Source organism: Altererythrobacter sp. (genome assembly GCF_050299635.1).
In the GTDB taxonomy this organism is placed as follows: Bacteria; Pseudomonadota; Alphaproteobacteria; order Sphingomonadales; family Sphingomonadaceae; genus Erythrobacter.
In genome coordinates, this window is sequence record NZ_JBNKWF010000015.1 from 29,424 (window position 1) to 55,357 (window position 25,934).

26 protein-coding genes and 1 tRNA gene are annotated in these 25,934 nt (G+C 63.1%); 13 read left to right on the forward strand and 14 right to left on the reverse strand.

Annotation, left to right across the window (positions count from 1 at the left end):
- Nucleotides 1-176: 176 nt before the first annotated feature.
- The 3 genes from ACQY6C_RS09440 to recR form a co-directional block, all read right to left on the reverse strand.
- Nucleotides 177-1,517, reverse strand: coding sequence for a DNA recombination protein RmuC (locus ACQY6C_RS09440; RefSeq protein ID WP_427968060.1), 1,341 nt, complete (start codon nucleotides 1,515-1,517; stop codon nucleotides 177-179).
- Nucleotides 1,518-1,655: 138 nt separating this feature from the next.
- Nucleotides 1,656-2,219, reverse strand: coding sequence for a peptide deformylase (locus tag ACQY6C_RS09445; RefSeq protein WP_427968063.1), 564 nt, complete (start codon nucleotides 2,217-2,219; stop codon nucleotides 1,656-1,658).
- Between the two features lie 127 nt (nucleotides 2,220-2,346).
- Complete coding sequence (gene recR / locus ACQY6C_RS09450) at nucleotides 2,347-2,943, reverse strand: recombination mediator RecR (RefSeq protein WP_427968066.1); 597 nt, start codon at nucleotides 2,941-2,943, stop codon at nucleotides 2,347-2,349.
- A gap of 112 nt (nucleotides 2,944-3,055) precedes the next feature.
- Between recR and fmt the strand changes: the two genes are divergently transcribed.
- From fmt to ACQY6C_RS09465, 3 genes are all read left to right on the forward strand, one after another.
- Entirely contained in the window at nucleotides 3,056-3,961 is a 906-nt protein-coding gene (gene fmt / locus ACQY6C_RS09455; RefSeq protein WP_427968068.1) for a methionyl-tRNA formyltransferase, read from the forward strand.
- Nucleotides 3,958-4,707: a tRNA pseudouridine(38-40) synthase TruA gene (truA, locus tag ACQY6C_RS09460; RefSeq protein ID WP_427968071.1), complete on the forward strand. Its 750-nt coding sequence runs from the start codon at nucleotides 3,958-3,960 to the stop codon at nucleotides 4,705-4,707. The genes fmt and truA overlap by 4 nt, the downstream gene beginning before the upstream one ends.
- Before the next feature lie 83 nt (nucleotides 4,708-4,790).
- A complete protein-coding gene (locus tag ACQY6C_RS09465) occupies nucleotides 4,791-5,903 on the forward strand; it encodes a zinc-binding dehydrogenase (protein WP_427968074.1) in 1,113 nt (370 codons plus the stop codon).
- Nucleotides 5,904-5,918: 15 nt separating this feature from the next.
- On the opposite strand, the gene ACQY6C_RS09470 is transcribed toward ACQY6C_RS09465, so the two are convergent.
- The gene (locus ACQY6C_RS09470; RefSeq protein WP_427968076.1) at nucleotides 5,919-6,905 is read right to left on the reverse strand and encodes an asparaginase; all 987 of its coding nucleotides are present in this window, start codon (nucleotides 6,903-6,905) and stop codon (nucleotides 5,919-5,921) included.
- A 100-nt stretch (nucleotides 6,906-7,005) separates the two neighbouring features.
- Here ACQY6C_RS09470 and ACQY6C_RS09475 point away from each other — a divergent pair.
- Nucleotides 7,006-7,081, forward strand: a tRNA-Val gene (locus ACQY6C_RS09475).
- 18 nt (nucleotides 7,082-7,099) lie between these two features.
- On the opposite strand, the gene ACQY6C_RS09480 is transcribed toward ACQY6C_RS09475, so the two are convergent.
- On the reverse strand, nucleotides 7,100-7,666 hold the full coding sequence (locus tag ACQY6C_RS09480; protein WP_427968079.1) for a TlpA family protein disulfide reductase: 567 nt from the start codon (nucleotides 7,664-7,666) through the stop codon (nucleotides 7,100-7,102).
- A gap of 16 nt (nucleotides 7,667-7,682) precedes the next feature.
- Between ACQY6C_RS09480 and argH the strand changes: the two genes are divergently transcribed.
- Genes argH through ACQY6C_RS09500 form a run of 4 tightly spaced genes read left to right on the forward strand, consistent with a single transcriptional unit; the run spans nucleotide 7,683 to nucleotide 11,386 of the window.
- Nucleotides 7,683-9,059, forward strand: coding sequence for an argininosuccinate lyase (argH, locus tag ACQY6C_RS09485; protein ID WP_427968219.1), 1,377 nt, complete (start codon nucleotides 7,683-7,685; stop codon nucleotides 9,057-9,059).
- On the forward strand, nucleotides 9,056-9,307 hold the full coding sequence (locus tag ACQY6C_RS09490) for a hypothetical protein (protein WP_427968082.1): 252 nt from the start codon (nucleotides 9,056-9,058) through the stop codon (nucleotides 9,305-9,307). The genes argH and ACQY6C_RS09490 overlap by 4 nt, the downstream gene beginning before the upstream one ends.
- Nucleotides 9,308-9,338: 31 nt before the next feature.
- Nucleotides 9,339-10,601 carry a diaminopimelate decarboxylase gene (gene lysA, locus ACQY6C_RS09495; protein WP_427968085.1) on the forward strand — a complete coding sequence of 421 codons (1,263 nt, stop codon included), beginning with the start codon at nucleotides 9,339-9,341 and terminating at the stop codon, nucleotides 10,599-10,601.
- Nucleotides 10,589-11,386, forward strand: coding sequence for an NAD(P)-dependent oxidoreductase (locus ACQY6C_RS09500; RefSeq protein ID WP_427968088.1), 798 nt, complete (start codon nucleotides 10,589-10,591; stop codon nucleotides 11,384-11,386). Before lysA ends, ACQY6C_RS09500 begins: the two co-directional genes overlap by 13 nt.
- On the opposite strand, the gene ACQY6C_RS09505 is transcribed toward ACQY6C_RS09500, so the two are convergent.
- The 4 genes from ACQY6C_RS09505 to ACQY6C_RS09520 form a co-directional block, all read right to left on the reverse strand.
- Nucleotides 11,383-12,360, reverse strand: coding sequence for a winged helix DNA-binding protein (locus tag ACQY6C_RS09505; protein ID WP_427968090.1), 978 nt, complete (start codon nucleotides 12,358-12,360; stop codon nucleotides 11,383-11,385). The two genes, ACQY6C_RS09500 and ACQY6C_RS09505, sit on opposite strands and share 4 nt — an antisense overlap.
- A 77-nt stretch (nucleotides 12,361-12,437) precedes the next feature.
- The gene (locus ACQY6C_RS09510) at nucleotides 12,438-13,001 is read right to left on the reverse strand and encodes a L,D-transpeptidase family protein (RefSeq protein WP_427968093.1); all 564 of its coding nucleotides are present in this window, start codon (nucleotides 12,999-13,001) and stop codon (nucleotides 12,438-12,440) included.
- A gap of 49 nt (nucleotides 13,002-13,050) precedes the next feature.
- Nucleotides 13,051-14,340 (reverse strand): adenylosuccinate synthase, encoded by a 1,290-nt coding sequence (locus ACQY6C_RS09515; protein WP_427968095.1) that lies wholly within the window; start codon nucleotides 14,338-14,340, stop codon nucleotides 13,051-13,053.
- Between the two features lie 504 nt (nucleotides 14,341-14,844).
- Nucleotides 14,845-15,771, reverse strand: coding sequence for a hypothetical protein (locus tag ACQY6C_RS09520; RefSeq protein ID WP_427968098.1), 927 nt, complete (start codon nucleotides 15,769-15,771; stop codon nucleotides 14,845-14,847).
- A gap of 68 nt (nucleotides 15,772-15,839) precedes the next feature.
- Here ACQY6C_RS09520 and ACQY6C_RS09525 point away from each other — a divergent pair, with 68 nt between their 5' ends.
- Complete coding sequence (locus tag ACQY6C_RS09525) at nucleotides 15,840-16,337, forward strand: RrF2 family transcriptional regulator (protein ID WP_427968100.1); 498 nt, start codon at nucleotides 15,840-15,842, stop codon at nucleotides 16,335-16,337.
- Here the strand turns inward: ACQY6C_RS09525 and ACQY6C_RS09530 are convergent.
- The 3 genes from ACQY6C_RS09530 to ACQY6C_RS09540 form a co-directional block, all read right to left on the reverse strand.
- Entirely contained in the window at nucleotides 16,334-17,440 is a 1,107-nt protein-coding gene (locus tag ACQY6C_RS09530; RefSeq protein WP_427968103.1) for an ATP phosphoribosyltransferase regulatory subunit, read from the reverse strand. The genes ACQY6C_RS09525 and ACQY6C_RS09530 overlap by 4 nt on opposite strands.
- A gap of 128 nt (nucleotides 17,441-17,568) precedes the next feature.
- A complete protein-coding gene (serA, locus tag ACQY6C_RS09535) occupies nucleotides 17,569-19,152 on the reverse strand; it encodes a phosphoglycerate dehydrogenase (RefSeq protein ID WP_427968106.1) in 1,584 nt (527 codons plus the stop codon).
- A 106-nt stretch (nucleotides 19,153-19,258) separates the two neighbouring features.
- Nucleotides 19,259-20,386: a phosphoserine transaminase gene (locus tag ACQY6C_RS09540; RefSeq protein ID WP_427968109.1), complete on the reverse strand. Its 1,128-nt coding sequence runs from the start codon at nucleotides 20,384-20,386 to the stop codon at nucleotides 19,259-19,261.
- A gap of 286 nt (nucleotides 20,387-20,672) precedes the next feature.
- On the opposite strand from ACQY6C_RS09540, the gene ACQY6C_RS09545 reads away from it, so the two are divergent.
- Nucleotides 20,673-21,014 (forward strand): hypothetical protein, encoded by a 342-nt coding sequence (locus ACQY6C_RS09545; protein ID WP_427968112.1) that lies wholly within the window; start codon nucleotides 20,673-20,675, stop codon nucleotides 21,012-21,014.
- Between the two features lie 197 nt (nucleotides 21,015-21,211).
- Complete coding sequence (locus tag ACQY6C_RS09550) at nucleotides 21,212-22,411, forward strand: glycosyltransferase family 4 protein (protein WP_427968222.1); 1,200 nt, start codon at nucleotides 21,212-21,214, stop codon at nucleotides 22,409-22,411.
- 7 nt (nucleotides 22,412-22,418) lie between these two features.
- On the opposite strand, the gene ACQY6C_RS09555 is transcribed toward ACQY6C_RS09550, so the two are convergent.
- Both ACQY6C_RS09555 and ACQY6C_RS09560 read right to left on the reverse strand, forming a co-directional pair.
- On the reverse strand, nucleotides 22,419-22,868 hold the full coding sequence (locus ACQY6C_RS09555) for a hypothetical protein (RefSeq protein WP_427968115.1): 450 nt from the start codon (nucleotides 22,866-22,868) through the stop codon (nucleotides 22,419-22,421).
- 92 nt (nucleotides 22,869-22,960) lie between these two features.
- Nucleotides 22,961-23,584, reverse strand: coding sequence for a PadR family transcriptional regulator (locus ACQY6C_RS09560; RefSeq protein ID WP_427968118.1), 624 nt, complete (start codon nucleotides 23,582-23,584; stop codon nucleotides 22,961-22,963).
- Nucleotides 23,585-23,698: 114 nt separating this feature from the next.
- On the opposite strand from ACQY6C_RS09560, the gene ACQY6C_RS09565 reads away from it, so the two are divergent.
- Together ACQY6C_RS09565 and ACQY6C_RS09570 are read left to right on the forward strand one after the other, a co-directional pair.
- On the forward strand, nucleotides 23,699-25,021 hold the full coding sequence (locus ACQY6C_RS09565) for a replication-associated recombination protein A (protein WP_427968120.1): 1,323 nt from the start codon (nucleotides 23,699-23,701) through the stop codon (nucleotides 25,019-25,021).
- Nucleotides 25,018-25,905 (forward strand): hypothetical protein, encoded by an 888-nt coding sequence (locus tag ACQY6C_RS09570; RefSeq protein ID WP_427968122.1) that lies wholly within the window; start codon nucleotides 25,018-25,020, stop codon nucleotides 25,903-25,905. Before ACQY6C_RS09565 ends, ACQY6C_RS09570 begins: the two co-directional genes overlap by 4 nt.
- Nucleotides 25,906-25,934: the final 29 nt, after the last annotated feature.

Sequence of the window (25,934 nt, forward strand, 5' to 3'; positions counted from 1 at the left end):
GTGTTAGCGTCAGACATAATTCAATTGTATCGCAGTCTTCGTGGCAACCCGCGCATAATTGGATCTATTGAATTCAATCTAAGCCAGGGAACGGCAAACAAACAAGATGTATCTCCGCAAATTGACGGAGAGCCGTCCAGCCATGGCTCGTCAGCGGACACTCACAGACGTGCTGATTACTCAGCTGCTTCCTTGCTGCCATCGGTGAGCAAGTCATCCGACGTATAGCGCGGGGCGCCTTCGACCAATGGAACCTCCTCGATCTCGCGCGAGATCTCCAGCCCCTTCTCCGCCATGCGACGGCCTGAGGTGAGGACGTTGCGTTCGAAGCTGCCGACGAACTTGTTGTAGTTCGAAACTGCCGTTTCGAGCCCGCCACCGACGCGCTTCATATGCTCGGCCGCGACGCGCAACCGGTCGTAAAGCTCGGCGCCCATCTTCCCGATTTCCTTCGCTTCGGCCGCCATCTGGTCTTGCCGCCAGACCTGCGCCACCGTGCGCGCAATGGCGACCAGATTGGTCGGGGTCGCCAGCAGCACCTTGTTGCGGAAAGCGAAATCCCACAGCTCCGGATCGTGCTCCAGCGCGGCCGCGACAAAATGTTCGCCGGGCACGAACATCACAACATAGTCGGGCGCATCGTCGAACTGGCTCTGGTAGCTCTTGGAACCGAGCGTCTGGACGTGGCCACGCATCGACTTGGCGTGCTGGTCCATCTGCCGCGCGCGCTCGCCATCGTCATCGGCCTCGAACGCGGCCTGATAGGCATTGAGCGACACCTTGGCATCGATCACCAACTGCTTCTGCCCGGGCACCTTTACGATGGCATCGGGCCGCAAGCGCCCGTCCTCTGTCTCGACCGAATGTTCGAGGATGAAATCGGTATGCTGAGACAGCCCACATTGTTCGAGCACGTTCTGCAATGCCCGCTCGCCCCAGCGACCGCGCGCCTTGGGCGCATTGGTGAGCGAATTGCCGAGTCGCTGCGCTTCGCGCCGGACCTGCTCCTGCCCCTCGCGCATCGACTGGATCAGCCCGGTCAGCTGGCCGAAGGCATCCACGCGCCGCTTTTCCAGCGTTTCAACCTGCTGCTCATACTGCTTGAGCCGCTCGCCGACAGGATTGAGCAGTGCCTTGATCTTCTGCTCGCCCGCTTCCTCGGACTGTTTGAAGCGTTCCTCGGCGCGCTTGAGGAACTCCTCCTGGCTGCGCGACAGAACCTCTCCGCCCACCGCCTTGAACTGCGCCAGCATTTCTTCGCGCGCTTCGCGCATCTGCGCCATTTGCTTGTCGAAATTGGCGGCATTGGCTTCGAGCGTGGCGAGCTTGATCTGCGCTTCGCCCAGTTCGGTAATCGCGCGCTTGAACTCGGCATCACGCTCCGCCGCAGCTTTTTCTGCTTCAGCCAGCCGCGCCTTCGCATCCGCCACGGGACGCGAGCCGAAAAACCACCCAGCCCCTGTACCGATTACGAGGCCGAGAATGAGAGCGATCATGGCAAGAAACGTGGGATCCATCTCGTCAGTCTAGGCGGAACGGACAGGGAACGCTAGTGAATATCTCAGCTCGTCCACTGCATATCGTCGTTCCGGCGAAGGCCGGAATCCAGCTCTGGAAAAGAAATCTGGACCCCGACCTGCGCCGGGGTGACGGGTTCAAGCTGCCCGCAGTTTCTGCAGCTTTTTCAGCGCCATCTGCCGCTTAAGGCGACTGAGATGGTCGATGAACAGGATCCCTTCGAGATGGTCCATCTCGTGCTGGATGCAGGTGGCCATCAGGCCTTCCATCGCTTCCTCGTGATGATTGCCGTCGAGATCCTGCCAGCGCACCGTGCAGGTCGCGGGCCGATCGACATCGGCATATATCTCAGGCACCGAAAGGCAGCCTTCCTGATAGGTCGCGAGTTCTTCTGCCGGGTCGACGATCACCGGATTGATGAAGATGCGCGGCTCCTTCATGGTCGGCTGATGCGTGTGCTCATGCCCGCCGTGGTTGCACACTTCGGGCTCGGCATCGGGATCTTCAGGCTGGAGATCGATCACCAGCACGCGCTTGGGCACGCCCACCTGGATCGCCGCAAGGCCGATACCGGGCGCGTCATACATCGTCTCGAACATGTCCTCGACCAGCGTCTTGAGTTCACCATCGAACTCGGTGACGGGTTCGGACACGGTCTTGAGCCGGGGATCCGGCACTTCCAGGATTTCACGAATAGCCATGGGGCAGAAATAGGCGCGGCATGACACGCAATCAAGCACTCGTCATTGCGAGCGCAGCGAAGCAATCCAGAGTTCACAATATCTGGATTGCCGCGTCACCGCTTACGCGGCTCCTCGCAATGACAAATCAGGAGACAGGCCTCCTAGCCCTCAAAGCCTGCGCCAGCGTGCCTTCGTCGAGATAGTCGAGCTCACCGCCCACCGGCAGGCCATGCGCCAATTGGGTGATGCGGACCGGAAAGCTCTCCAGCCGTTCCGCGATGTAATGCGCGGTGGTCTGCCCCTCCAGCGTGGCGTTCATCGCCAGCACTACTTCGTCGATTCCGCCTTCTTCCACACGGCCCAGCAGGCTGGCGATATTGAGGTCTTCCGGCCCCACACCGTCAAGCGCGGAGAGCTTCCCGCCCAACACGTGATAGCGCCCGGAGAAAAGCCGCGAGCGGTCAAGCGCCCACAAATCCGCCACATCCTCCACCACGCAGAGCGACTTCGCATCACGGCGCGGATCGGAACAAATGCCGCAGGGGTTCTTCGTATCGACATTCCCGCAAGTGTCGCACTCGACCAGCGTATCTCGCACCGTGCCCAACGCATTCAGCAGCGCGGGCAGCGCCTGTTCGCGGTTCTTGACCAGCCACAGCACTGCACGCCGCGCCGAGCGCGGACCCAGTCCGGGCAGCCGCGCCAATGCGCTCGCCAATGCTTCGATTTCTTGCGATGCCATGGGGTTCCACTATCCGTTCGGGCTGAGCTTGTCGAAGCCCTGCCCTTTCTTTTTCCCTCGCTCAAAGTAAGGACGACCCTTCGACAGGCTCAGGGTGAACGGTTTTCTTTAGATGCGCATAATCTTCATGGGAACGCCCGATTTTGCTGTGCCGGCGCTCACCGCGTTGCATGAAGCGGGGCATGAGATCGCGTGCGTCTATACCCAGCCGCCGCGACCAGCAGGCCGCGGAAAAAAGCTGCAACCCTCGCCCGTGCACAAGACGGCGGAAGCGCTGGGCGTGGAAGTGCGCACGCCGACTTCGCTCAAATCGGCTGAGGAGCAGGCGCGCTTCGCCGCACTCGGCGCCGATGTCGCGGTGGTGGCCGCATACGGGCTGATTTTGCCGCAAGCGATCCTCGATGCGCCGCATCACGGCTGCCTCAATATCCATGCCTCGATCCTGCCGCGCTGGCGCGGAGCGGCGCCGATCCACCGTTCGATCATGGCGGGGGACGAACAAACAGGTGTTACCATCATGCAGATGGAGGCCGGCCTCGACACCGGCCCGATGCTCGCCACATTGCGCACGCCGATCAATGACAAGACCACCGGCGAGCTGACCGAGGAACTTGCGGAGCTGGGCGCGGGGCTAATGGTGGAGGTACTCAACGATTTGCCCGCTTGCGAAGCTGTTCCGCAAGACGAAACGCAGGCGACCTATGCCCCCAAGATCGACAAGGCCGAAGCGCGGATCGACTGGACTCGCAACGCAGCGGATGTGGTGCGCCATATCCACGGCCTTGCCCCCTTCCCCGGTGCATGGTGCGAAATCGATGGCGAGCGGGTGAAGCTGCTGCGCGCCGAAGCGAGGGAAGATTCCGGCGCTCCCGGGACTGTGCTCGATACCGAGATGAGCATTGCCTGCGGCACCGGCGCGATACGCCCGCTCCGCCTCCAGCGCGCAGGCAAGCCGGCAATGGACCGCGCGGAGTTCCTGCGTGGTCGACCGGTTACGGTGGGTACCGTCCTGCCATGACCCGCTTCGCGCTCACACTGGAGTTCGACGGCACACCCTTTGTCGGGCTGCAGCGGCAAGTGACCGGCCCCAGCGTGCAGCAGGCGGTCGAGGAAGCGGCGGAGCGTGTCACCGGCGAGAAGGTGACGCTGCACAGCGCCGGGCGCACCGACACCGGCGTCCATGCGCTGGCCATGCGCAGCCATTTCGATATCGAGAAGGACATCACGCCGTTCCGCCTGATGGAGGCGCTCAACGCGCATCTCAGGCCCGATCCGATCGCGGTGACGCATTGCGAGGAAGTGGATGAGGATTGGCATGCGCGCTTTTCCTGCGTGGGGCGGCGCTATGTCTATCGCATCGTCAATCGCCGCGCGCCGCTGACGCTCGATCTCAACCGCGCCTGGCAGGTGCCACAGGAGCTCGATCACGAGGCCATGCATCGCGCTGCACAGGCACTGGTCGGGAAGCACGACTTCACCACTTTCCGATCGGTCCAGTGCCAGGCGAAGGATCCGGTCAAGACGCTCGACCGGCTCGACGTTGAGCGGGAAGGCAGCGAGGTGCGTATCCATGCCGCCGCACGCAGCTTCCTGCATCACCAGGTGCGCAGCATGGTTGGCTGCCTCGCGCTGGTGGGCATGGGGCGCTGGCGTGAGGAACGGGTTGGCGAAGCGCTGGCAGCGCGCGACCGGCAACAGCTCGGTCTCAATGCCCCGCCGCATGGACTCTATTTCGTCGAGGCGATCTACGCGCAAGACACCTGACGTAACGTCAGTCTGGTCAACCCGTTGTTGCGAGCGTAGCGAAGGCGCACACCCGGACGGGAATCAAGATTGGGAGAACGGATATGACCACCACCGGCAAGCAGCTATTCACCACACTTGAGAGCGATGGCACGCTCACGGTCGAGATTACCGAGACGGAATTTCCCGATCCCACCGGCAATCAGGTGCTGGTCAAGATGGAGGCCGCGCCGATCAACCCCTCCGACCTCGCGATTCTGACCGGCGCGGCGGACCTCGAGAACGCGGACTATTCGCCCGGCAAATTCGTCGCCACCATGCCCGAGCCGTTCAATTCGGGGCAGAAGGCCCGCCACGGCCAGCGCCTGCCCGCGGGCAACGAGGGCGCGGGAACGGTCGTCGCGACGGGCGACAGCGATTTTGCCAAGGCGCTGATGGGGCAGCGCGTCGCTTGCGTGCCCGGCAACGCCTTTAGCCAGTATTGCATCGCAGATGCCGCCATGTGCTTGCCGCTGGGCGATCATTCGGCTGAACAAGGCGCAAGTGCCTTCGTCAATCCGATGACCGCGCTGGGATTTGCCGAGAATGCCAGGATGGATGGGCAGAATGCGATCGTCCACACCGTTGGAGCATCGAACCTCGGCCAGATGCTTAACCGCATCTGCCAGGAAGACGGGCTCAAGCTCGTCAATATCGTGCGCAAACAGGAGCAGGTGGACCTGCTCAAGTCGCAAGGCGCCGAGTATGTTGTCAACTCGTCAGACGATGATTTCATGGCCCAACTGCGCGCGGCAATCGACGCGACCGATGCCTTTTACGGCTTCGACCCGATCGGCGGTGGGCAAGCGGTCGACAATGTGTTCAAGGCGATGGAGCAGGTCGCGGTCGGCAAAATGAGCGAATATTCTCGCTATGGCTCGAACCAGCAGAAGAAAATGTACATTTACGGGCGGCTCGACCTCGGGCCGACGATCCTGACACCGGGATACGGCTTTGGGTGGACGCTTTCCGGCTGGCTGCTCACGCCATTCCTGCAAGCGGCCGGTATGGAAACGGTGATGCGGATGCGCCAGCGGGTGCTGGACAATCTCACAACAACCTTCGCCAGCCATTACAAGCGCCGGGTCAATCTGGAAGAGATGCTGACGAAAGACGCGGTACTCGACTACCGCGCGATGAAGACCGGCGAAAAATACCTCGTCACACCGTGGAATTGATTTAGGGCACAGGATTCAGGGGCGGTCGAAAGTCGCCTGCATTTCCGCTGTGCCGGTCATTCCGCTGGCGATCAGCAGCATCAACAGCACGCGCGCCTTGGCCGGGCCGAGCGCGCGTGCCGCGATGAATCCGCGCGCATCGTCGTCGACCTCGACATTGCGGTCGACCAACCCTTCATCGACGCGGCTTGAACGGACTATGGGTACGCCCGCTTTCGCTGCCTTTTCCAGCGCATCGAGCACTCTGGCGGGCGCATTGCCCTGACCCATCCCGGCCAGCACGATGCCCTTGCAGCCGATGCCCAGCAGCGCCTCGACCGGCTTCTCATCCATCCCTGCGCCAGCAATCAGGATCGCCACACGCGGCAAACCGTCAGGCCAGGCGAAGCGCGCTGCCGCCCCTGTCCGGTCCGGCGGGCCGAACCAGTCGAGCGAAGTCGGCGTGACGCGAGCCAGCGGACCGCGCGGGAAACCGCGAAACGCATCCACGCTACTGGTTGCCGCCTTGCGGATATCGCGCGCGGCGAACACCGTGTCGCCCATCACCAGCATGACGCCGCGGCCGCCCGCAGCCTGGTCGCTCACCACTCGCACGGCATTGGCGAAATTGCGCATCCCGTCGCTGCCGACCGCATCGGCGGGCCGCATCGCGCCGACCAGCACGACCGGCTTCCCGGCATCGAGCGTCAGGTCGAGCAGATAGGCCGTTTCCTCGGCAGTGTCGGTGCCGTGAGTCACAATCACGCCAGCGATAGAATCATCTGCCTGCGCACGCAGGATTTCCGAATGGAGCCTGTCCCATTCGCTCCAGCCGATATCCTGTGAGCCGATGCTGGCAACTTCGACCGGATCGAGTTCGGCCTCCACGCCCAGCGATCTTACTTCGCGCAGCATGTCGTCGATACCGATCTGGCCCGCGCGATAGCCGCTGCCAAAGGCGGAACCGCCGCTACCCGCAATCGTCCCACCCGTGGCGAGAACCCTGATCCTGCTGCTGCTCATCTGCTCGCCGATACCGCCACATTCGTATCAAAGCCACTTTCAGCAATTGATTTTGAATAAATGCACGCTAGATAGCCCCCACTTGCGAAGCGAGGCCTTGGGGCGATTAGCTCAGTTGGTAGAGCATCTCGTTTACACCGAGAGGGTCGGCAGTTCGAGCCTGTCATCGCCCACCACGGCCTGCTTCGAAGGTTCTACTTCCCCAGAGCTTCCTCGATCGCCGCGCGCGCTTCCTCGCTGTCCCAGTGATAGCCACCGGCAACGCGGAACACTTCCTGGCCGTTCGCGTCGTACAGGATCGTGGTCGGCATGACGCCGCCATAGGCGAAACCGAGATCGTTTTCCGGGTCGAGCCAGGGCTCGAGATTGCGGAACTTGTTCTGCGCGAAAAAGGGTTCGACCCGTTTGGCCCCCTGCATGTCCTCGCTCACGGTGATGACGCGCAGGCGGTCGCCAAACTCGTCGGCCACATTGTCCAGCATCGGCATTTCGACCACGCAGGGCGCGCACCATGTCGCCCACAGGTTGAGCAGCACCGGCTGGCCCTGCAGCGCGCCGAGATTGAGGGTATTGCCCGCCGGATCGCTCACATTCACCGCCGGCATCAGCTCGCCGGCAAAAGTGCGGTCGATCTCGCCCGACAAGGCCTGCTTTTCCGCCGCCAATTCGCCCTGTTGTTGCGCGGCGTCGTCAGCGCCTCTATCGCAGCCAGCCAGAAGCAGCGCCGAGGCGAGACAAGTGAGCGACAATCGCAGGGACACGTCAGACTCCAATCAGATGTGGGGTGGCAGGTTCGCCGAGGGACCTAGCGCGATCATGCGCGAAATCAATGCTTCGATTCCTTTCGACAAGGCTTTGTGGCGGCAGGACATCGCCGCATCCAAGGCTCATGTCGCCATGCTTGGCGCGCAAGGCATCGTCACGCCCGAGGATGCGCACACAATCGCCGACGGCCTCGATCAGGTCGCTGCCGAATATGAGCGCGACGGCGTTCCGGAAAACTGGGACCTCGAAGACATTCACATGACGACCGAAAGCCGCCTGGCCGAGCTGATCGGCCCGGTAGCGGGGCGGCTCCACACAGCGCGCAGCCGCAACGATCAGGTGGCGACCGATTTCCGCCTGTGGGTGCGCGAAGCAATCGACCAGGCGGACGCGGGCCTCAAGGCGCTACAACAGGCACTGATCGCGCGCGCCGATGAGCACAGCGCCAGCATCATGCCCGGCTTCACGCACCTGCAAACTGCGCAGCCGGTAACGCTGGGCCATCACCTCATGGCCTATTACGAGATGATGCGGCGTGACCGCAGCCGCTTTGCCGATGCGCGGGTGCGCATGAATGAAAGCCCGCTTGGCAGCGCGGCGCTGGCCGGGACGGGCTTCCCGATAGACCGCGAGGCCACCGCCAAGGCGCTCGGTTTCAACAATCCCACCGCCAACAGCCTCGATGCAGTGTCAGACCGCGACTTTGCGCTCGATTATCTGATGGCGGCGAGCCAATGCGCGCTGCACCTCTCGCGACTGGCGGAAGAATTCATCATCTGGGCCAGCCAGCCCTTCGGATTCGTCAAGTTGCCCGATGCGCTCAGCACCGGCAGCTCGATCATGCCGCAGAAGAAGAACCCCGACGCGGCAGAGCTGGTGCGCGGGCACGCGGGGCGCGTGATCGGTTGCACCACCGCGCTGATGGTAACGATGAAGGGGCTGCCGCTCGCCTATTCGAAGGACATGCAGGACGATAAGCCGCCGGTATTCGAAGCTGCCGGCCTGCTGGCGCTCTCGATCGCAGCGATGACCGGAATGGTGGCCGACAGCGCATTCGACACCGCGCGCATGCGGCAAGCGGCCGAACTTGGCTATGCGACGGCGACCGACCTCGCGGATTGGCTCGTGCGCGAAGCCGACATCCCTTTCCGTGAAGCGCACCATATCACCGGAGCCGCGGTGAAACGCGCCGAGGCCGATGGGGTGCCGCTCGACCAGCTTTCGCTCGACGTGTTGCAAGGCATCGATCCGCGCATCGACGAGCGCGTGTTCAAGGCGCTGTCGGTCGATGCCTCGGTCGCGTCGCGCGCCTCCTATGGCGGGACCGCGCCCGATCAGGTAAAGGCGCAGGTGGCGCGTGCAAAGGCGCGCCTGGCCGAGGAAGAATGATGCGCGCAGCCACAAAAGCCCTGATCGCGACACTGGCGTTTTCGGCGCTGTGCGGATGCGGCCAGAAAGCCGATCTGGAACCGCTCGCAAACAGCAGTACCCCGCCCATGTCCTACGGTGCGGAAACGCAGCCGACGGCGGAGGAGATGTTGAAGCTGGAAACGCTCGCGGCGCCGGAACGCAGCGTGGAACTGCGCCGCCGCTCAGAACCCCGGGAAGACGATCCCTTCGATCTCCCGCCCGAATGAATTCCCGACCCGAATAAAGACCTGATATTGCATGGATCATTTCGCTCTCAATCAAGGCGTGCTGCACGCTGAAGACGTGCCTCTGCCGCGCATTGCACAAGAGGTGGGCACGCCCGTTTACGTCTATTCGCGAGCCACGCTCACGCGCCACGCCCGCGTGTTTGCCGAAGCTCTGGACGGTGTGCCCGACAAGCTCGTCGCCTTCGCGGTGAAGGCTAACCCCAACCTTGCCGTTCTCAAGGTGCTGGCAAGCGAAGGCTATGGCGCGGATGTCGTTTCGGGCGGCGAGCTGATGCGCGCACTGGCCGCGGGCATCCCGGCCGAAAAGGTCGTGTTCTCCGGCGTTGGCAAGACGCGCGCCGAGCTCGAACTCGGCCTCGAGAAGGGCATCGGGCAGTTCAACATCGAATCGCGCGAAGAAGGCCGCGAGCTGGCGGAACTCGCCACCGCCCTGGGCAAGCAAGCCCCGGCAACGCTGCGCATAAATCCTGATGTCGATGCGAAGACGCATGAGAAGATCTCGACCGGCAAGGCGGAGAACAAGTTCGGCATTCCGCTGGTCCATGCGCGCGAAGCCTATGCCGAACTTGCGGCGCTGGAAGGGCTCAACCTGCGCGGCGTTGCAGTGCACATCGGCAGCCAGTTGCTCGATCTCGAACCGCTCGAAACCGCCTTCGGCAAGGTTGGGCAATTGATCGCTGACCTGCGTGCGACGGGCCACACGATCAGCCATGTCGACCTGGGTGGCGGACTGGGCGTGCCCTACAAATCCGGCGAAGTACCGCCCTCCCCGGCCGAATATGGCGCGATGGTCGCCCGCGTGACCAGGGACTGGGGCGTGCACCTGACCTTCGAGCCGGGCCGCGTGATCGCGGGCAATGCCGGCGTTCTGATGACCCGCGTGGTCCGCGTGAAGCGCGGCGGCAATGGCCCGCCCTTCGTGATCGTCGATGCGGCGATGAACGACCTGGCGCGCCCTGCACTTTATGGCGCCTGGCACGATTTCGAAGCGGTCGAGCCGACCGGCGAGCGGATGACCGCCAATATCGTCGGCCCGATCTGCGAAACGGGCGACACCTTTGCCCGTGACCGCGAATGCGACGCGCTGCAGTCGGGCGATTTGGCCATATTCCGTACCGCAGGGGCCTATGGCGCGACCATGGCGTCGAGCTACAACTCGCGCGGCTTCGTGGCCGAGGTGATGGTGAGCGGATCCGACTATGCGATCGTCGCCAACCGCATCCCGGCGATGGATATCATGTCCGCCGAACCGATCCCCGAGTGGCTCGATTGAAAAGCCTGCCGCTCTTCCACCGGATCGAAGGGCAGACAGTCCTTGTGCTGGGCGATGGTGAAGCGGCAGAAGCGAAGAAACGCCTGGTCGAACGCGCGGGCGGCGTGATCGAAACCGACATGCAGCGCGCAGTGGAGGCAGGCGCACAACTGGCCTTTGTCGCACTCGAAGATGCACAGGCCTGCGAGAGCGCCGCTGCCGACCTGAGCGCGGCAGGCATGTTGGTGAATGTGACCGACATGCCAGACCTGTGCGACTTCACCGTGCCGAGTGTGCTGGACCGCGACCCGGTGTTGATTGCCGTCGGAACCGGAGGCGCATCCGCCGGGCTGGCCAAACATCTTCGTCTGAGGCTCGAGCGCATTCTGCCGCAGTCTCTGGGCGCGCTGGCCACGGCGCTGTTCGGCGCTCGCGAGAAGCTGCGCGAGCGGTTTCCGGCGGCGAGCGATCGGCGGCGCGCGCTCGACGACGCGCTGCGCGAAGGCGGAGCGCTCGACGTACTCGATCCGGCCGCGAATGAGCGTGTGGATGCCTGGCTGGCCAGATCGACCGGAGCAGCGCCGTCGCGAACCGAAGTGATCGTGCTCACAAGCGATGACCCCGAAGAACTGACGCTGCGCCAGGCGCGCCTGCTGGGCGAGGCCGATGTACTGCAGCTCGACGGCGACATTCCCGAAGCGATCCTCTCCCGCGCCCGCGCGGATGCCGTGCGGCTGCAGCAGGGAGCCGATATGGGCGAGTTCCCCGGTTTGACGCTGATCCTGAAGATGACGAACGAAGCCTAGGCCGCAGCCCGAAGCGGTTCGGCGATCTCCGCGAAATAGCGCGCCATCGCATCGGCCGCGCGGGTGCTCAGTCCGATGAAGGCGCGGCGGCGGTCATTCTCATCATCTGCCCGCTCGAACAGCCCTGCCTCGGTCATCTGGCCGATCCAGCGCAGCGCGGTGGTGGCCGGGACGCCCGACGCGATGCACAGCGACGATACCGAAACCTTGCCGCCCTCACCCTGCGCAGCGGTGAGATCGAGCAGCATGTCCCAGGCCGGATCGGCGAAAAGCTCCGCATCGAAGAAGCGCGCCCTCGCTTGCCGCTGCGCGATCATCCGGCGAACCAGCCTTGGATCGGGCATTTGCATCCGGGCTTGCTTCGCGGAAGCACCCGGCTTCGCAGCATCGCCAAGCCCCTTGAACACCGACTTGTGTTCGCCAAGGGTAAGACCATCATCATCATGCCGGATGCCCCCGGTCAGCCCCTCGATCCTCTTGGCGATCGTATCGACCTGTTCCGACAGGCGCAGAAGCGCCAGCCGATCATCTTCAGACAGGTCGCGCAGCCGCGATCCGCCGACTTGGCCGAGGACGCGGCCCACAGCCACCACCCGCTCTGCGCGGCAGGCATCGACCAGAATCTGCGGCAACGACTGATCGAAACAGGCGAAGATTGCATCGAGCGCTTCGAGCGATGTCGTCACCACCAATTCGCAGCCCGCGCCCGCAATCCGCATGTCGAGCCGCGAAAGCGCCGCCATTGCCGCGGCATCGATCCGTGGACAATCGAGCAGCACGAGATCACCAAGCGGCGCGGCACTGCCATCCAGCAGCGAGGCGACATCGCCACTCTGCGCTATGCGGAAGCCCGCCCCGCCAAGATCCTCTGCAACCTCACCGCGCACATTCTCGCTATCGGCGAATATAGAGACCATGGCCGGCAGACCGGCGGGGTCATGCGCCATCTCATAGGAAAAATCCGCTTGCGGCATCGAATCGTCTCCGTTCCGAAATTCGAAACGAAACTAGAACAAAATGGGATCAAGTCAAGAATACGGGTGGATATGAATCACTGCCGGATCTGGATCGGTGTCCCGTCAGGCACCAGCTGCCACAGCTCCTCGATCTCCGCATTGCTGAGCGCGATGCAGCCATCGGTCCAGTCGCCGCGCATCCGCAAATCGCTGGACAATCCGTTGGGCTGGCCGTGAATGAAGATGTCGCCACCCGCAGAGCGGCCATAGGCATCGGCATAGGCCACATCCCGCGCATTGGGATAGGATATCCGCAGCGAGAGATGATAGGCGCTCTGTGGATTGCGCGTATCGATCGTATAGCGCCCCTCCGGCGTGCGCTCATCGCCTTCGAAGCGCTTGTGGCCCATCGGCGCGTCGCCGAACTGCAAGCCGCGAAAGGCACGGATCGCCTTGCCACCGGAATAGACCACCAGCAGCCGGTCCGATTTGTCGACCAGCACGAAGTCAGCCAGCGGCAGCGCCTCGAGTGTTCGATGGGCATAGGCCGCCGCCGGTACACTGGCTGCCTCTGCCTTCTTCGTGACTTCCGGCGCATTGGCCTGCGGTACGGCACAGGCCGCGCAGGCAAACACCACCGAAAGAACCAGTTTGCGCATGGGACGGAGACTATCGCCGCCCGCCATCAGGCGCAAACCCGGTGCGCGATCAGTCCAGGAACGGGTCACGCACGAGGATGGTGTCCTCGCGTTCGGGGCTGGTTGAAACCAGCGCCACCGGCGTTTCGATCAGTTCCTGCACCCGCTGGATATATTTGATCGCATTGGCGGGCAGATCGGCCCAGCTGCGCGCGCCTTCGGTGCTTTCGTGCCAGCCTTCCATCTCCTCGTAGATCGGCTCGACTTCGGCCTGGTCCGCAGCATGAGCGGGGAAATAGTCCATGATCTTGCCGCGCAGGCGATAGCCGGTGCAGATCTTCACCGTCTCGAAACCGTCCAGCACGTCGAGCTTGGTCAGCGCGATGCCGGTCACGCCGCTGATGGCGCAGCTCTGCCGCACCAGCACCGCATCGAACCAGCCGCAGCGCCGCTGCCGACCGGTGACGGTGCCGAACTCATGCCCGCGTTCGCCCAGCCGCTGGCCGTCCGCATCGTCCAGCTCGGTCGGGAACGGGCCGCTGCCCACGCGCGTGGTATAGGCCTTGACGATCCCCAGCACGAAGCCGGTGGAATTGGGGCCGAGCCCCGATCCGCTCGCCGCCGTGCCGCTGACGGTGTTGGAGCTGGTGACGAAAGGATAGGTGCCGTGATCGATATCGAGCAGCACGCCCTGAGCGCCTTCGAACAGGATCTTCGCGCCCGCCTTGCGCACCTTTTTCAGCCGCTTCCACACCGGCTGGGCGAAGCGCAACACGAAGGGCGCGATTTCGCGCAGGTCCTCAAGCAGGCGCTCTCGGTCGACCGGCGGCTGGTCGAATCCGGCGCGCAGTGCATCGTGATGCGCACACAGCCGGTCTAGCTGCGGGTCGAGATGGTCGAGATGCGCCAGGTCGCATACACGGATCGCGCGGCGACCGACCTTGTCTTCATAGGCCGGGCCGATCCCGCGCCCGGTGGTGCCGATCTTGCCCTTGCCCGCCGCAGTTTCACGCAGGCCATCGAGGTCGCGGTGGATCGGCAGGATCAGCGGGCAATTGTCGGCAATCGCAAAATTGTCGTCATTGATGGTGACGCCCTGGCTCTCGAGCTTTTCGATCTCCGACTTGAGGTGCCACGGATCGAGCACCACGCCATTGCCGATGATCGAAAGCGTGCCGGTGACGATGCCCGAAGGGAGCAGCGAGAGCTTGTAGGTGGTGTCGCCCACCACCAGCGTGTGCCCGGCATTGTGGCCGCCCTGGAAGCGGACGACGGCGTCGGCGCGGCTGGCCAGCCAGTCGACGATCTTGCCCTTGCCCTCATCGCCCCACTGGGCGCCGATCACGGTTACGTTGGCCATGCTTATACCTTCCCACCCTGCCGAGGGGATCCACGCAGTCCTTCGACAGGACTCGACCACGGGATTGGAACTGAGGAGCGGAACCGCTCCGAATGCGCCGCGCGCGATAGTGCGGTGTGTGGGGGCGAGTCAAGCGAGGTCCACCCACTCTTCAAAATCCAACAGGATGGAACACATGGAACACTGTCCATGAAGCGAAAATCCATCGAGCATATTTTGGCGAAATATCGTTTGAATATATTGTCTTGAGGAAGATTCTTGAGCATTCAGGCAGCGTGGCACGAAACGCCCGGGGTAGGAAAATTATCCGTCAGCTCTCGACACAATGCAGACCTGACAATTCTCCGTCACCCCGGACTTGTTTGACCTTTGGTCAGCTTCGCTTCCAGAGATCGTTCTTCAAGCCCCGCCCGGTTCTGGATGAGCCATGGATGCTGAACCAAGTTTAGCATGACGAGTGTCGGAGCCGTCGCTTTCCTACCCACTTTCGGAAATAAGTAGGACTCAGGCCGCCCGCGGGATCATGCAGGCAGAGGCATAGCCGAGACCGCGCTTGATCGCGGGGAAGAGCCGCCCGCTTGCCGCCGCGAGCGTCAGCTCGGTGCGGACCTTGCGGCCGTATTTCGCCTCAACCTGCTCGCCCAGATCGGCAGCGCGCGCGATATCCCCGCTGGCGATCGCCTCGCCGAAACCATAAGCGAGCGCATCCTCTTCGCTGTCAGGCTTGCCGAGCAGCGCGTTTTGCAGCCGGTCCGCATCCATCCTGTCCGCCAGTGCGATACCCCGCACGATTTCCACACAGGGCCCGCAGTCCTCGGACCGCGCAGAGCCCAACCGCGCCATGTGAATCATGTGTCCGGGCGCATGATAGTAATGTCCCGAGAGCACCATGCCATGCTGGAATTTCTCGACCGCGAAGCCGCCAGCCTCGGACAGGTCGTTGAAATAGGGTTCGCCGTCGCCCACCAATCGCCGCATCGATTCGACGAATGTTCGCTTGGGGAGCGGCACGGGCGAAACGCGCTGGCGGCCAAGCTGGACGCCCAATGCGACGAGCACCAGCAGCGGCGGCCCGAGTACACCTGGTGCGTCGCGCCAGAAGATGTCGGGGCTGCAGATCCCCGCCGTCACTTCGTAGATATGCAGAATGCCATGTGCGCCAAGCCAGAAATTGCCCGCGAGCGCGCTCCCCCACCTCAAGCCGGGATTAGGTACAGCGTAACCAAGCATCAGGCCCGAAGCGATATAGGCCAGCCCGATATCCTTGATGAAATGCGGATTGGCGGGGCCAGTAGCCTTCACCGTTCCGACCGCATCGTACCAGCCGAACGGATCGGCCAGCATGAAGAGCCCGTTCAAGAGCGCGAAGGCAGCCACCGCTGCGAGGATTGCTTGCACGAGGCGGTCCAGACCGTCAGGCTTGCCATACATTGCGAATCTCCTTAATTTCGGATATTATTTATCCGATTAAATCCATCCGAGCAAGAGGTGTTGCTGAAATGCGGATCAACAAGGGCGTGGAATGGGCGGCGCATGCCTGCGCGGTGCTGGTGCCGTTGTGGCCCGATCGCGGGCTGCCGCTTGCCGCACTGGCGGAGTTTCACGGGCTTCCCGAACCCTATATGGCCAAGCAGATGCAGGCGCTCTCGCGCGCAGGGATCGTCACCGGGGGGCGCGGCAGGAGCGGTTTCTACATGCTGGCCAAGCCGCCGGCGGAGATCACGCTGCTCGACATATTGCTGGCGGTCGATGGCGAGGAACCGGCCTTCCGCTGCAGCGAGATTCGCCAGCAGGGCCCCTGTGCTGCCAAGCCGGACGAATGCAAATTACCCTGCAACATCGCGGCTGGTTTCGCGCGTGCAGAACGGTCCTATCGCGAGAGCCTGGCGCAAGTCGATCTGGCGGCACTGACCGGCGCGGTCGCCGCGCAATTGGGGCCGGACAAAGTGGCCGAAGCGGGGGAATGGATGGCCGCGAACCTGCGCTCGCGCGGCTAGATCTTCGCCGGTTCCTTGCCGTCGAGCCGGTGCGTGCAGCCAAGCGCCTTCGCATCTTCTTCTTCAGCGATCTGCGCGACAGTGCGCCAGCCGATTGCGCGCAGGCGAGCTGCCGCTTCGCGGTCATGCCCGGTCGGGAGGTAGAGCATGTCGGGCGCATCGGCCCGTGGCAGCATTTCAGCCAGCGTATCGATGAACAGCGAGAAGCCGGTTGCGGCCTCTTCGCTCCCCTTGATACGGTAGGTGCCACCCCGGCCCGCCGCCCCGCGCACGCCATCGGCATAGAGGGTGAAGCCGATCCAGCTCTGGTATTCGAAACCGTGGCGTTCAGTCGGGTCGAGCGTGATCCGCGCCTGGCCGCCGATCCGCGCGGCAATGGCTTGTAGCCCTGAAATCCGGCTGGCGAGCGCGCCGCCCGCATCCACCGCGCGCAGCTTTTCCAGTGCCTCGTCGAACGATCCGGTGGCATAGAGTAGCGGCAGATAGGCTTCGCCACCCGCCGCGCGCAGCCCGCCTGCATCCTTCATGTCCAACTCGCGCCGCACCGCATCGCGGGTTTCCTCCGCCAGCGGGAGCGCTTTCTCGGCCAATGTGTCGACCAGATCGGGCAGAGTGAAATCGACCGACAGACCCTTCATCCCCGCCGCGGCCAGCGCCTCCAGTGCAATCGAGACGACCTCGCTCACCGCCTCGACCGTATCCGCCCCGATCAGTTCGGCACCGAGCTGCATCCGCTCGCGCGCAGGATCGAGCTGGTCGGCCCGGATTACCGCTGTTTCCCCGCAATAGGCCAGCCGCAGCGGGCGCGGCGCATCCGCCATGCTGGTTGCGGCGATGCGGCCGATCTGCGGGGTGATGTCGCTGCGCAAGGCCAGCGTGCGCAGGCTGGAGGGGTCGACGAAGCGGAACATGCGGCGCGGCTGCACCCCATCCATCCGCCCGGCGAGCGATTTCTCGAACTCGACCAGCGGCGGGCGAACCCGGTCATATCCGTGACTGCCCAGCGTATCGATCGCTGCGCGCATCGCGCGCGTGATCCGCTCCGCCTCTGGCGGGAGGCGGTCTTCGAGCCCTTCGGGCAGGAGATCGTTGGGTTGAGTCATGTCATCCGCCCTGTAATTCCCGTTCGTCCTGAGCCTGTCGAAGGGCCGCTCTTTCTATGGAAGAACCACCGCTAGAAGGAAATGCAGGGCTTCGACAAGCTCAGCCCGAACGGAAAGTGACGATTACCCTAAAACGACAGCGCTTTCACCATCTTCACGCCTTCGAGCTTGCAGGCCTGTTGGATGACATTGTCCGCAATCGGCTGATCGACCGAAAGCAGCAGCACCGCCTCGCCCCCGGTTTCGCGACGGCCAAGATGGAACGTGCCGATGTTGATCCCGCTCTCGCCCAGCAGCGTCCCGATACGGCCGATAAATCCCGGCGCGTCCTCGTTGACGATATAGAGCATGTTGCCGTCGAGATCGGCCTCGATCCCGATGCCGAAGATCTCGACCAGGCGCGGCGCCTGATGGCCGAACAGCGTGCCTGCAACCGAACGCGGACCCTGGCTGGTTGCGACGGTGACGCGCAGCAGAGTGTGGTACACGCCTTCGCGATCATGCCGCACCGAACGCACGTCAAGCCCGCGCTCTTTCGCGAGATAGGGCGCGTTGACCATGTTCACGCTGTCCGAATACTGCTTCATGAAACCGGCCATCACGGCAGCTTCGATCGGCTTGCCGTTGAGTTCGGCAGCAGCGCCGGAACGCTCGATGCTGATTTCGGTCAGATTGCCGTGAGCGAGCTGTCCAACCAGAGAACCCAGCTTTTCCGCCAGCCCCATATAGGGCTTGAGCTTGGGCGCTTCTTCGGCAGAGAGCGAAGGCATGTTGAGCGCATTGGTGACGCCGCCATTGACGAGGTAGTCGGAAAGCTGCTCCGCCACCTGCAGCGCGACATTGACCTGCGCTTCGGTGGTCGAAGCGCCCAGATGCGGCGTACAGATGAAGTTGGGCGTGCCGAACAGCGGATGCTCCTTGGCCGGTTCCTTTTCGAAAACGTCGAGCGCAGCGCCCGCGATATGGCCACTCTCGAGCAGGTCCTTGAGCGCAACCTCGTCGATCAGCCCGCCACGCGCGCAATTGACGATACGCAGGCCCGGTTTTGCATTCTCGAGCCGCTCGCGGCTGAGGATGTTGCGGGTCTGGTCGGTCAACGGCGTGTGCAGCGTCACGAAATCGGCGCGCGACAGCAGCGTATCGAGATCGGCTTTCTCGACGCCCAGTTCGATGGCGCGATCCTCCGTCAGGAAGGGATCGAAAGCGACGACCTTCATCTTCAGGCCCAGCGCACGGCTGGCGACGATCGAACCGATATTGCCCGCGCCGATCAGGCCCAGCGTCTTGCCGGTGACTTCGACGCCCATGAAGTCGCTCTTGGGCCATTCGCCCTCTTGCGTGCGTGCGTTGGCGGCAGGGATCTGGCGCGCGAGGGCCATGATCATGGCGATCGCGTGCTCGGCAGTGGTGATCGAATTGCCGAACGGCGTGTTCATCACGACGACGCCCTTGGCGCTGGCATAGGGAATATCGACATTGTCGACGCCGATACCGGCGCGACCGATGACCTTGAGATTGGTCGCTGCGTCGAGCACTTCCTTGGTCACCTTGGTCGAGCTGCGGATCGCAAGGCCGTCATACTCGCCGATACGCGCTATGAGTTGTTCGGGCGTCTCGCCGGTGATGACATCGACGTCGCAGCCGCGTTCCTCGAAGATCTTTGCGGCATTGGGGTCCATCTTGTCGGAAATGAGAACCTTGGGTTTGGTCATGATGAATTCCTTGAATTCGTCATCCCGGACTTGATCCGGGATCCCGCTCACTGTTTGCGGGGTTGAAAAAGGAAGCGGGACCCCGGGTCCGTGCCCGGGGTGACGCTCAAGATTGGAGGCTCGCCCAGGCCCAATCGAGCCAGGGGCCAAGCGCTTCGATATCGGCCGTGTCTACGGTCGCACCACACCAGATGCGCAAGCCAGCCGGCGCATCGCGATAGCCCGCGATGTCATAGGCCGCGCCTTCGGCTTCGAGCAGGCCGGCGAACTTCTTGATGAAATCCGCATCGGCGCCTTCGACCGTCAGGCAGACGCTGGTGTTCGAACGCGAAGCGGGATCGGCGGCAAGATGGCCGAGCCAGTCGCGCTGCTGCACAATCGCATCGAGCGCGGCCGCATTGGCATTGGCTCGCGCCTTCATGCCTTCCAGCCCGCCGACCGACTTGGCCCATTCGAGCGCAAGGATCGCATCTTCCACCGCCAGCATAGAGGGGGTGTTGATGGTTGCGCCGGTAAAGATGCCTTCGATCAGCTTGCCACCCTTGGTCAGGCGGAAGACCTTGGGCAGCGGCCACGCAGGGGTGTAGCTTTCCAGCCGTTCGACTGCACGCGGGCCCAGGATCAGCACGCCATGCGCGCCCTCCCCGCCCAGCACCTTCTGCCAGCTGAAGGTCAGCACATCGACCTTGTCCCAGGCGATATCCTGCGCGAACACGGCGCTGGTGGCATCTGCGATGCACAGCCCCTCGCGGTCGGCAGCAATCCAGTCGCCATTGGGGACGCACACACCCGAAGTGGTGCCGTTCCAGGTGAAGATGACATCATTCGACCAATCGACCTGTGCCAGATCGGGCAGTTCGCCATAGCCGGCTTCGATCACAGTAGGATCGATCTTGAGCTGCTTGACAGCGTCCGTCACCCAGCCCGCGCCGAAGCTTTCCCAGGCCAGCGTGGTGACCGGGCGCGCACCCAGCATGGTCCACATCGCCATTTCGACCGCGCCGGTATCCGAACCGGGAACGATGCCGATGCGGTGCGTGTCGGGCACCTGCAGCACTTCGCGGATCAGGTCGATGCAGTAACCCAGGCGCGCCTTGCCGATCTTGGACCGGTGCGAGCGGCCAAGCGATTCGGTGGCGAGTTTTTCAGGGGACCAGCCCGGCGGCTTCGCGCAGGGACCGGAAGAAAAAAACGGACGCGCAGGCTTGCGCGCCGGAACATTTGTATCAGTCATTTAAGACTCTCCTTACAGAGAGCACGCGCGGCGTTGGGACCGCGTGGCCCGCTGGCCGCATTAGTTTTGCAGCGCAGCAAGTCAAGCACGCATTTCATTGTCCTTTCGGTCGGAGTCGAATCGAGTCTCGCGCACGCAATTCGCAGGCCGCCCAAAACATAACGGAGGAAAACTTGGCAGATATGATATTTTTCATGCGTTTACCGCGCAGCATGAAACCTTGCCCTTGCAGCATTCCCGACTAGGCTCTGACGTTCCCTTTGGGGACTCTGGAGAGGGGGTAAAAATGGAGAAAATAACAGGTATCGCAGGTACGCTTGCCATCATTCTTGCAGTGGTCGCAGGCTTCGTGCCAATCCCGGGACTCGACACGGCACTGGTGCTATTGGTCCTTGGCGTTATCGGCGGGATAACGGCATCGCAGGATACGGCAGTCAGAATTTTCCTCGCCGTGCTGGTATTGCCCGTCGTTGGTGCCACACTTGGCAGCGTGCCTGCCGTTGGTGAATACCTCACCGCAATATTCAACAACCTCGCCGTTGCAGCCGCAGGTATCGCTGCCTCGCTGGTCGCGCGGCGCGTCTATGATATGGCGATGGCTGGCATCAAGGGGTTGAGCGCAGGCTGAGCCTGGCTCTGCCCGAGTTACAGTTGGAGGGGGGAGGCAAGCATCGCTTGCCGTCTCAGGGGAACGGCGCACGATAGGTGCGCCGTTTTCCGTTATGGCAGGCAGCGCTTGCTGGTGGACTCTCGCCAGAGCTTGCCCAGCAGAATTGCAATCCCCCCTCGCCAAGCTTGACCGGCTTCTTTATTGCGCTGCGGATCATGCAGACCAGCGATCTTCGTATTGCCCTGTTCAGCGGGAACTACAACTACACCCGCGATGGGGCGAACCAGGCCCTGAACCGGCTCGCAGACTACCTGCTTCGGCAGGGCGCGGCGCTGCGCGTCTATGCCCCGATGGTGCCCGATCCCGATTTCGAGCCGACCGGTGACATGATCGGCGTTCCCAATATTCGCATGCCGATCAAGAGCCGCGGCGAATACCGGCTACCGTTGGGGCTGGACGGAAAGGCGCTGAAGGATCTCGAGGCGTTCAAGCCGAACATCATCCATCTCTCATCGCCTGATCCGACCGGGCATCGCGCATTGCGCTGGGCGCAGGATCACGACATTCCCGTGCTCGCATCGGTCCACACGCGGTTCGAGACCTATCCGCGCTATTACGGCATGAGCTTTATGGAACCGGCGATCGAATGGATCCTGCGCCGCTTCTACAACCGCTGCGACGCACTGGTCGCCCCATCGCAAAGCATGGTCGATACGCTGATCGAACAGGACATGCATGACGATATCGCGATCTGGTCGCGCGGGGTCGATCGCGAGGTCTTCAACCCTTCGCGGCGCGATATGGAATGGCGGCGCGCGCAAGGCCTGGAAGACGATGATATCGCGATCGTCTTCCTGGGACGACTGGTGATGGAAAAGGGGCTGGACGTCTTTGCCGACAGCATCATCCAGCTTCGCAAGCTGCAGGTCCCACACAAAGTGCTGGTGATCGGTGACGGGCCCGCGCGGCAATGGTTCCAGCAGAGCCTGCCGGGCGGCATCTTCGCGGGCTTTCAGACCGGGCCGGACCTGGGCATGGCGCTCGCCAGCGGGGATGTTTTCTTCAACCCCTCGATCACCGAGACATTTGGCAATGTCACATTGGAAGCCATGGCGTGCGGATTGCCGGTGGTGGCAGCAGGGGCGACGGGCGCATCGAGCCTGGTCGACGATTGGGAAACCGGACGGCTCGTGCCACCAGGAGATGCTGCGGCATTTGCCGAAGCACTCAAGCCCTATTGCACCAACCACGATCTGCGTGCGCGGCATGGCAAGGCAGGCGCGGAAAAGGCCTGCCAGTTCAGCTGGGATGCGATCAACAGCGTAGTGGCGGACACCTATGTCCGGCTGGTCGAAGACAGGCGAGCGCTACAGGAAAGTGAGCGCCTGGAGGCAGAGGCCGCCAAGCACTCCTGATTGCGGTCTAGCGGATCACCCCGGACGATTTCATCCTTATCGCGTACCAAAGCAGCAGGATGGCAATGGCAACGATGCCATACATGACCGGGCTACCCTGCATCTCGGCAAGTTCGGGCGGGTAATCCGCCGTCTTCTGGTTGATCAGGCCCAGCACCGCGCCCGCGAGCGAAACAGTGAAAGCCCAAACCGCCAGCCGGTTGCGTAACAGCAGCAGGACCGATCCTGCCACGGCGCCCCATACGCCGAATGCCCATGCGGCATGCGTCCACATCGGCGAATCGGCGAGGAATTGCAGCACCGCAGTCGTCTGCTCCTCGGAAAATCCCATCCCGGCGAACCAGTTGCGATTTCCCAACTGGCTCATGGTGTAGTCGGCCGCGCCAAAGCCGTTCCACACCAGCGACAGCAAGCCCACGACCCACAGATGCCAAGGCGTTCTTGCACCTTCGTTCATAGCGTCTCTCCCCAATAGCGCCCCGCCATAGCCAGGCGCGATGGTGGGAGACTACACCCGCAGGCGACAGACGGGCAAATCCGTTAACGTGTTCAAAGCCGTTCGATACGCTTGGCGACTTCGTCGATCAGATCCACGATCTCGTCGATCGCATCCTTCTCGAGCTTGCCCAGCCTTGCCCGGTTCTTGAGCACATGGGCGAGATTGCCCATCGCGCGGAACAGGTCTGGCGAGCGAGTGCGCTCCTGCCGCTCGCCATGTTCGGCCAGCCGCTCCATCAGAGCGTCGATCTCGTCCTTGCGCGCATCCACTTCGGCGATTCCGTCGACGGTCGCTTCGAACGGCTTGCGCGGTCCTTCGACTTCGGACTCCGCGATCAGCCCCTCGTCCTGCAGCAATTGCAGCGTGGGATAGACCGCGCCGGGGCTGGGTGCATATTCGCCGCCGGTCAGTTCTTCGATCGCCTTGATGAGCTCGTAACCGTGGCGCGGTTGCTCGTGGATCAGCGCCAGCAGAGCGAGCCTTAGCTCCCCCTGCCCAAACATGCGCCGGCGTCTGCCGCGGCCACCACCGCGACCGCCCCAATCCCCCTCGTCCCATCCGCCGGAGAACGCACCCGAACCCCAACCGCCCCAGCCGCCTTTCGAACCGGCCATCATGGCGATGAATGGAAACGCATCCTTGCGCCCCATCTTGCGGCATCTGTTCCTGTGCATGGCAAAGCTCCATTCCCAATTCGATATTCTTAGATAGCTCTACGATATATCTTTAAGGCATTTTGGCAAGGGCTCTGTGCAAATCGGGTGGAATCGCATTATGGCGATCCTCTCATGGCTGACCTCTTCGCAGACGACCCACCCCCAGCGACAAGTGCGGATGCCCCGCGCGAAGATGCTCCGCTGGCCGACCGGCTGCGGCCGTGCTCGCTTGGCGAAGTGATCGGTCAGGAACATCTGACCGGGCCCGAAGGTGCGATCGGACGAATGGTTTCTGCCGGTCGCCTCTCCAGCATGGTGCTGTGGGGGCCGCCCGGCACGGGCAAGACCAGCATTGCGCGTTTGCTGGCAGACAGCGTGGGGATGCGTTTCGTCGCGGTCAGCGCGGTGTTTTCTGGCGTGGCGGATCTCAAGAAAGCCTTTGCCGAGGCGGACCGATTTGCCGAAGCGGGGCAACGCACGCTGCTGTTCGTGGATGAGATCCACCGCTTCAACCGCGCGCAGCAGGATGGCTTCCTTCCTTTCGTCGAGCGCGGCACGGTGACACTGGTCGGTGCGACGACCGAAAACCCCAGTTTCGAACTCAATGCCGCGCTGCTCAGCCGGGCTCAGGTGCTGATCCTCAACCGGCTCGATGCAGAAGCGCTAGGCAAGCTGCTCGACCGGGCAGAGGAGTTGGAAGGCCCCTTGCCCCTCACCGAAGAAGCACGCGCCGCGCTCATTGCCAGCGCGGACGGCGATGGCCGCTTCCTGCTCAACCAGGCCGAAACGCTCTATAATGCGAAGATCGATATGCCGCTCGATCCGCAAGCGCTTGGAGCGTTTCTACAGCGCCGCGTCGCCGTTTACGACAAGGACCGCGAGGGGCACTACAACCTCATCAGCGCACTGCATAAAAGCCTGCGCGGATCGGACCCCCAGGCCGCGCTCTATTACCTCGCCCGGATGCTGGTGGCGGGCGAGGAGCCACTCTATGTGCTGCGCCGTTTGGTACGCTTCGCCAGCGAGGATATTGGCCTCGCCGATCCGCAGGCGCTCACGCAATGCCTCGCTGCCAAGCAGGCCTATGAATTCCTCGGCAGCCCTGAAGGTGAAGTGGCGATTGCGCAAGCCTGTCTCTACCTCGCCACTGCCCCCAAATCGAATGCAGCCTACACCGCGCAGAAAGCCGCCTGGAAGAGTGCCCGCGAAACCGGCAGCCTGATGCCGCCGCAGAATATCCTCAACGCCCCGACCAAGCTGATGAAGGACATCGGTTACGGCGCGGGCTATGCCTATGACCACGATTCCGAAGGCGGCTTTTCCGGCGACAATTACTGGCCCGCAGAAATGCAGCCGCAGGCCTATTACACTCCGGTCGAGCGCGGCTTCGAACGAGAGATAGCCAAGCGGCTGGAATATTGGGACCGGCTGCGGCGCGAGAAGCGCGGGGAATGACGCCCGGGCGCTTTCGCCACTTCCTCGCAATCGACTGGTCCGGCGCGCGCGGCGAAAGGCACAAGGGGATCGCGCTCGCACTTGCCGATGCACGCGGCGGTCCGCCGGTACTGGTCGATCCCGGCAGTGGCTTCAGCCGCGAGGAAGTGCTCAGCATCCTGCGCGACGCCTTGCCGCAAGATACGCTGGTGGGGATGGATCTGGGCATCTCGCTGCCCTTTGCCGATGCCGGTGCTTTCTTTCCGGACTGGGAGCATAGCCCCGCCGATGCCCGCGCGCTGTGGGCGCTGATCGACCATGTCTGCGCGGACGATCCACATCTCGAAGCGACGAGCTTCGTGCGCCACCCCGTGCTCTCGCGCTATTTCCGTCATTCGAAGGAACATGTCGGCGAGCGCTTCCATCTGCCCGATGCTGCCACGCGCGAAGGGCGCTTCCGCCGTGCGGAACAGGCCCAGCGCGAACAGGGTGTGCGGCCTGTCAGCAATTTCAACCTGGTCGGCGCGGCGCAGGTCGGCAAGTCGAGCCTCACGGGAATGCGGATGCTGCACCGGTTGAAGGGCCACGTGCCCGTGTGGCCGGTCGATCCCCTGCCCCGGCAAGGTTCGGTCATCGTTGAAATGTACACATCGATCGCGGCGCGCGGCGGCGGTGCACGCAAGGGCAAGACCAAGCTGAGAAGCTATGAAGAACTCAACGCCGCGCTCGAGCATCTGGATACGCCGTCCGTTCGCGGAAGCGGACCGATCGACGACCATTCCTCAGATGCGTTGGTAACTGCCGCATGGCTGCGGCACGTCGCGCATGACCCCGCGCTGTGGCGCCCGGTCGGCCTCACGCCCGAAATTGCCCGCACCGAGGGGTGGACCTTTGGCGCGGCATAGGTTTAGACCGACATGCCAGGGGACTGACC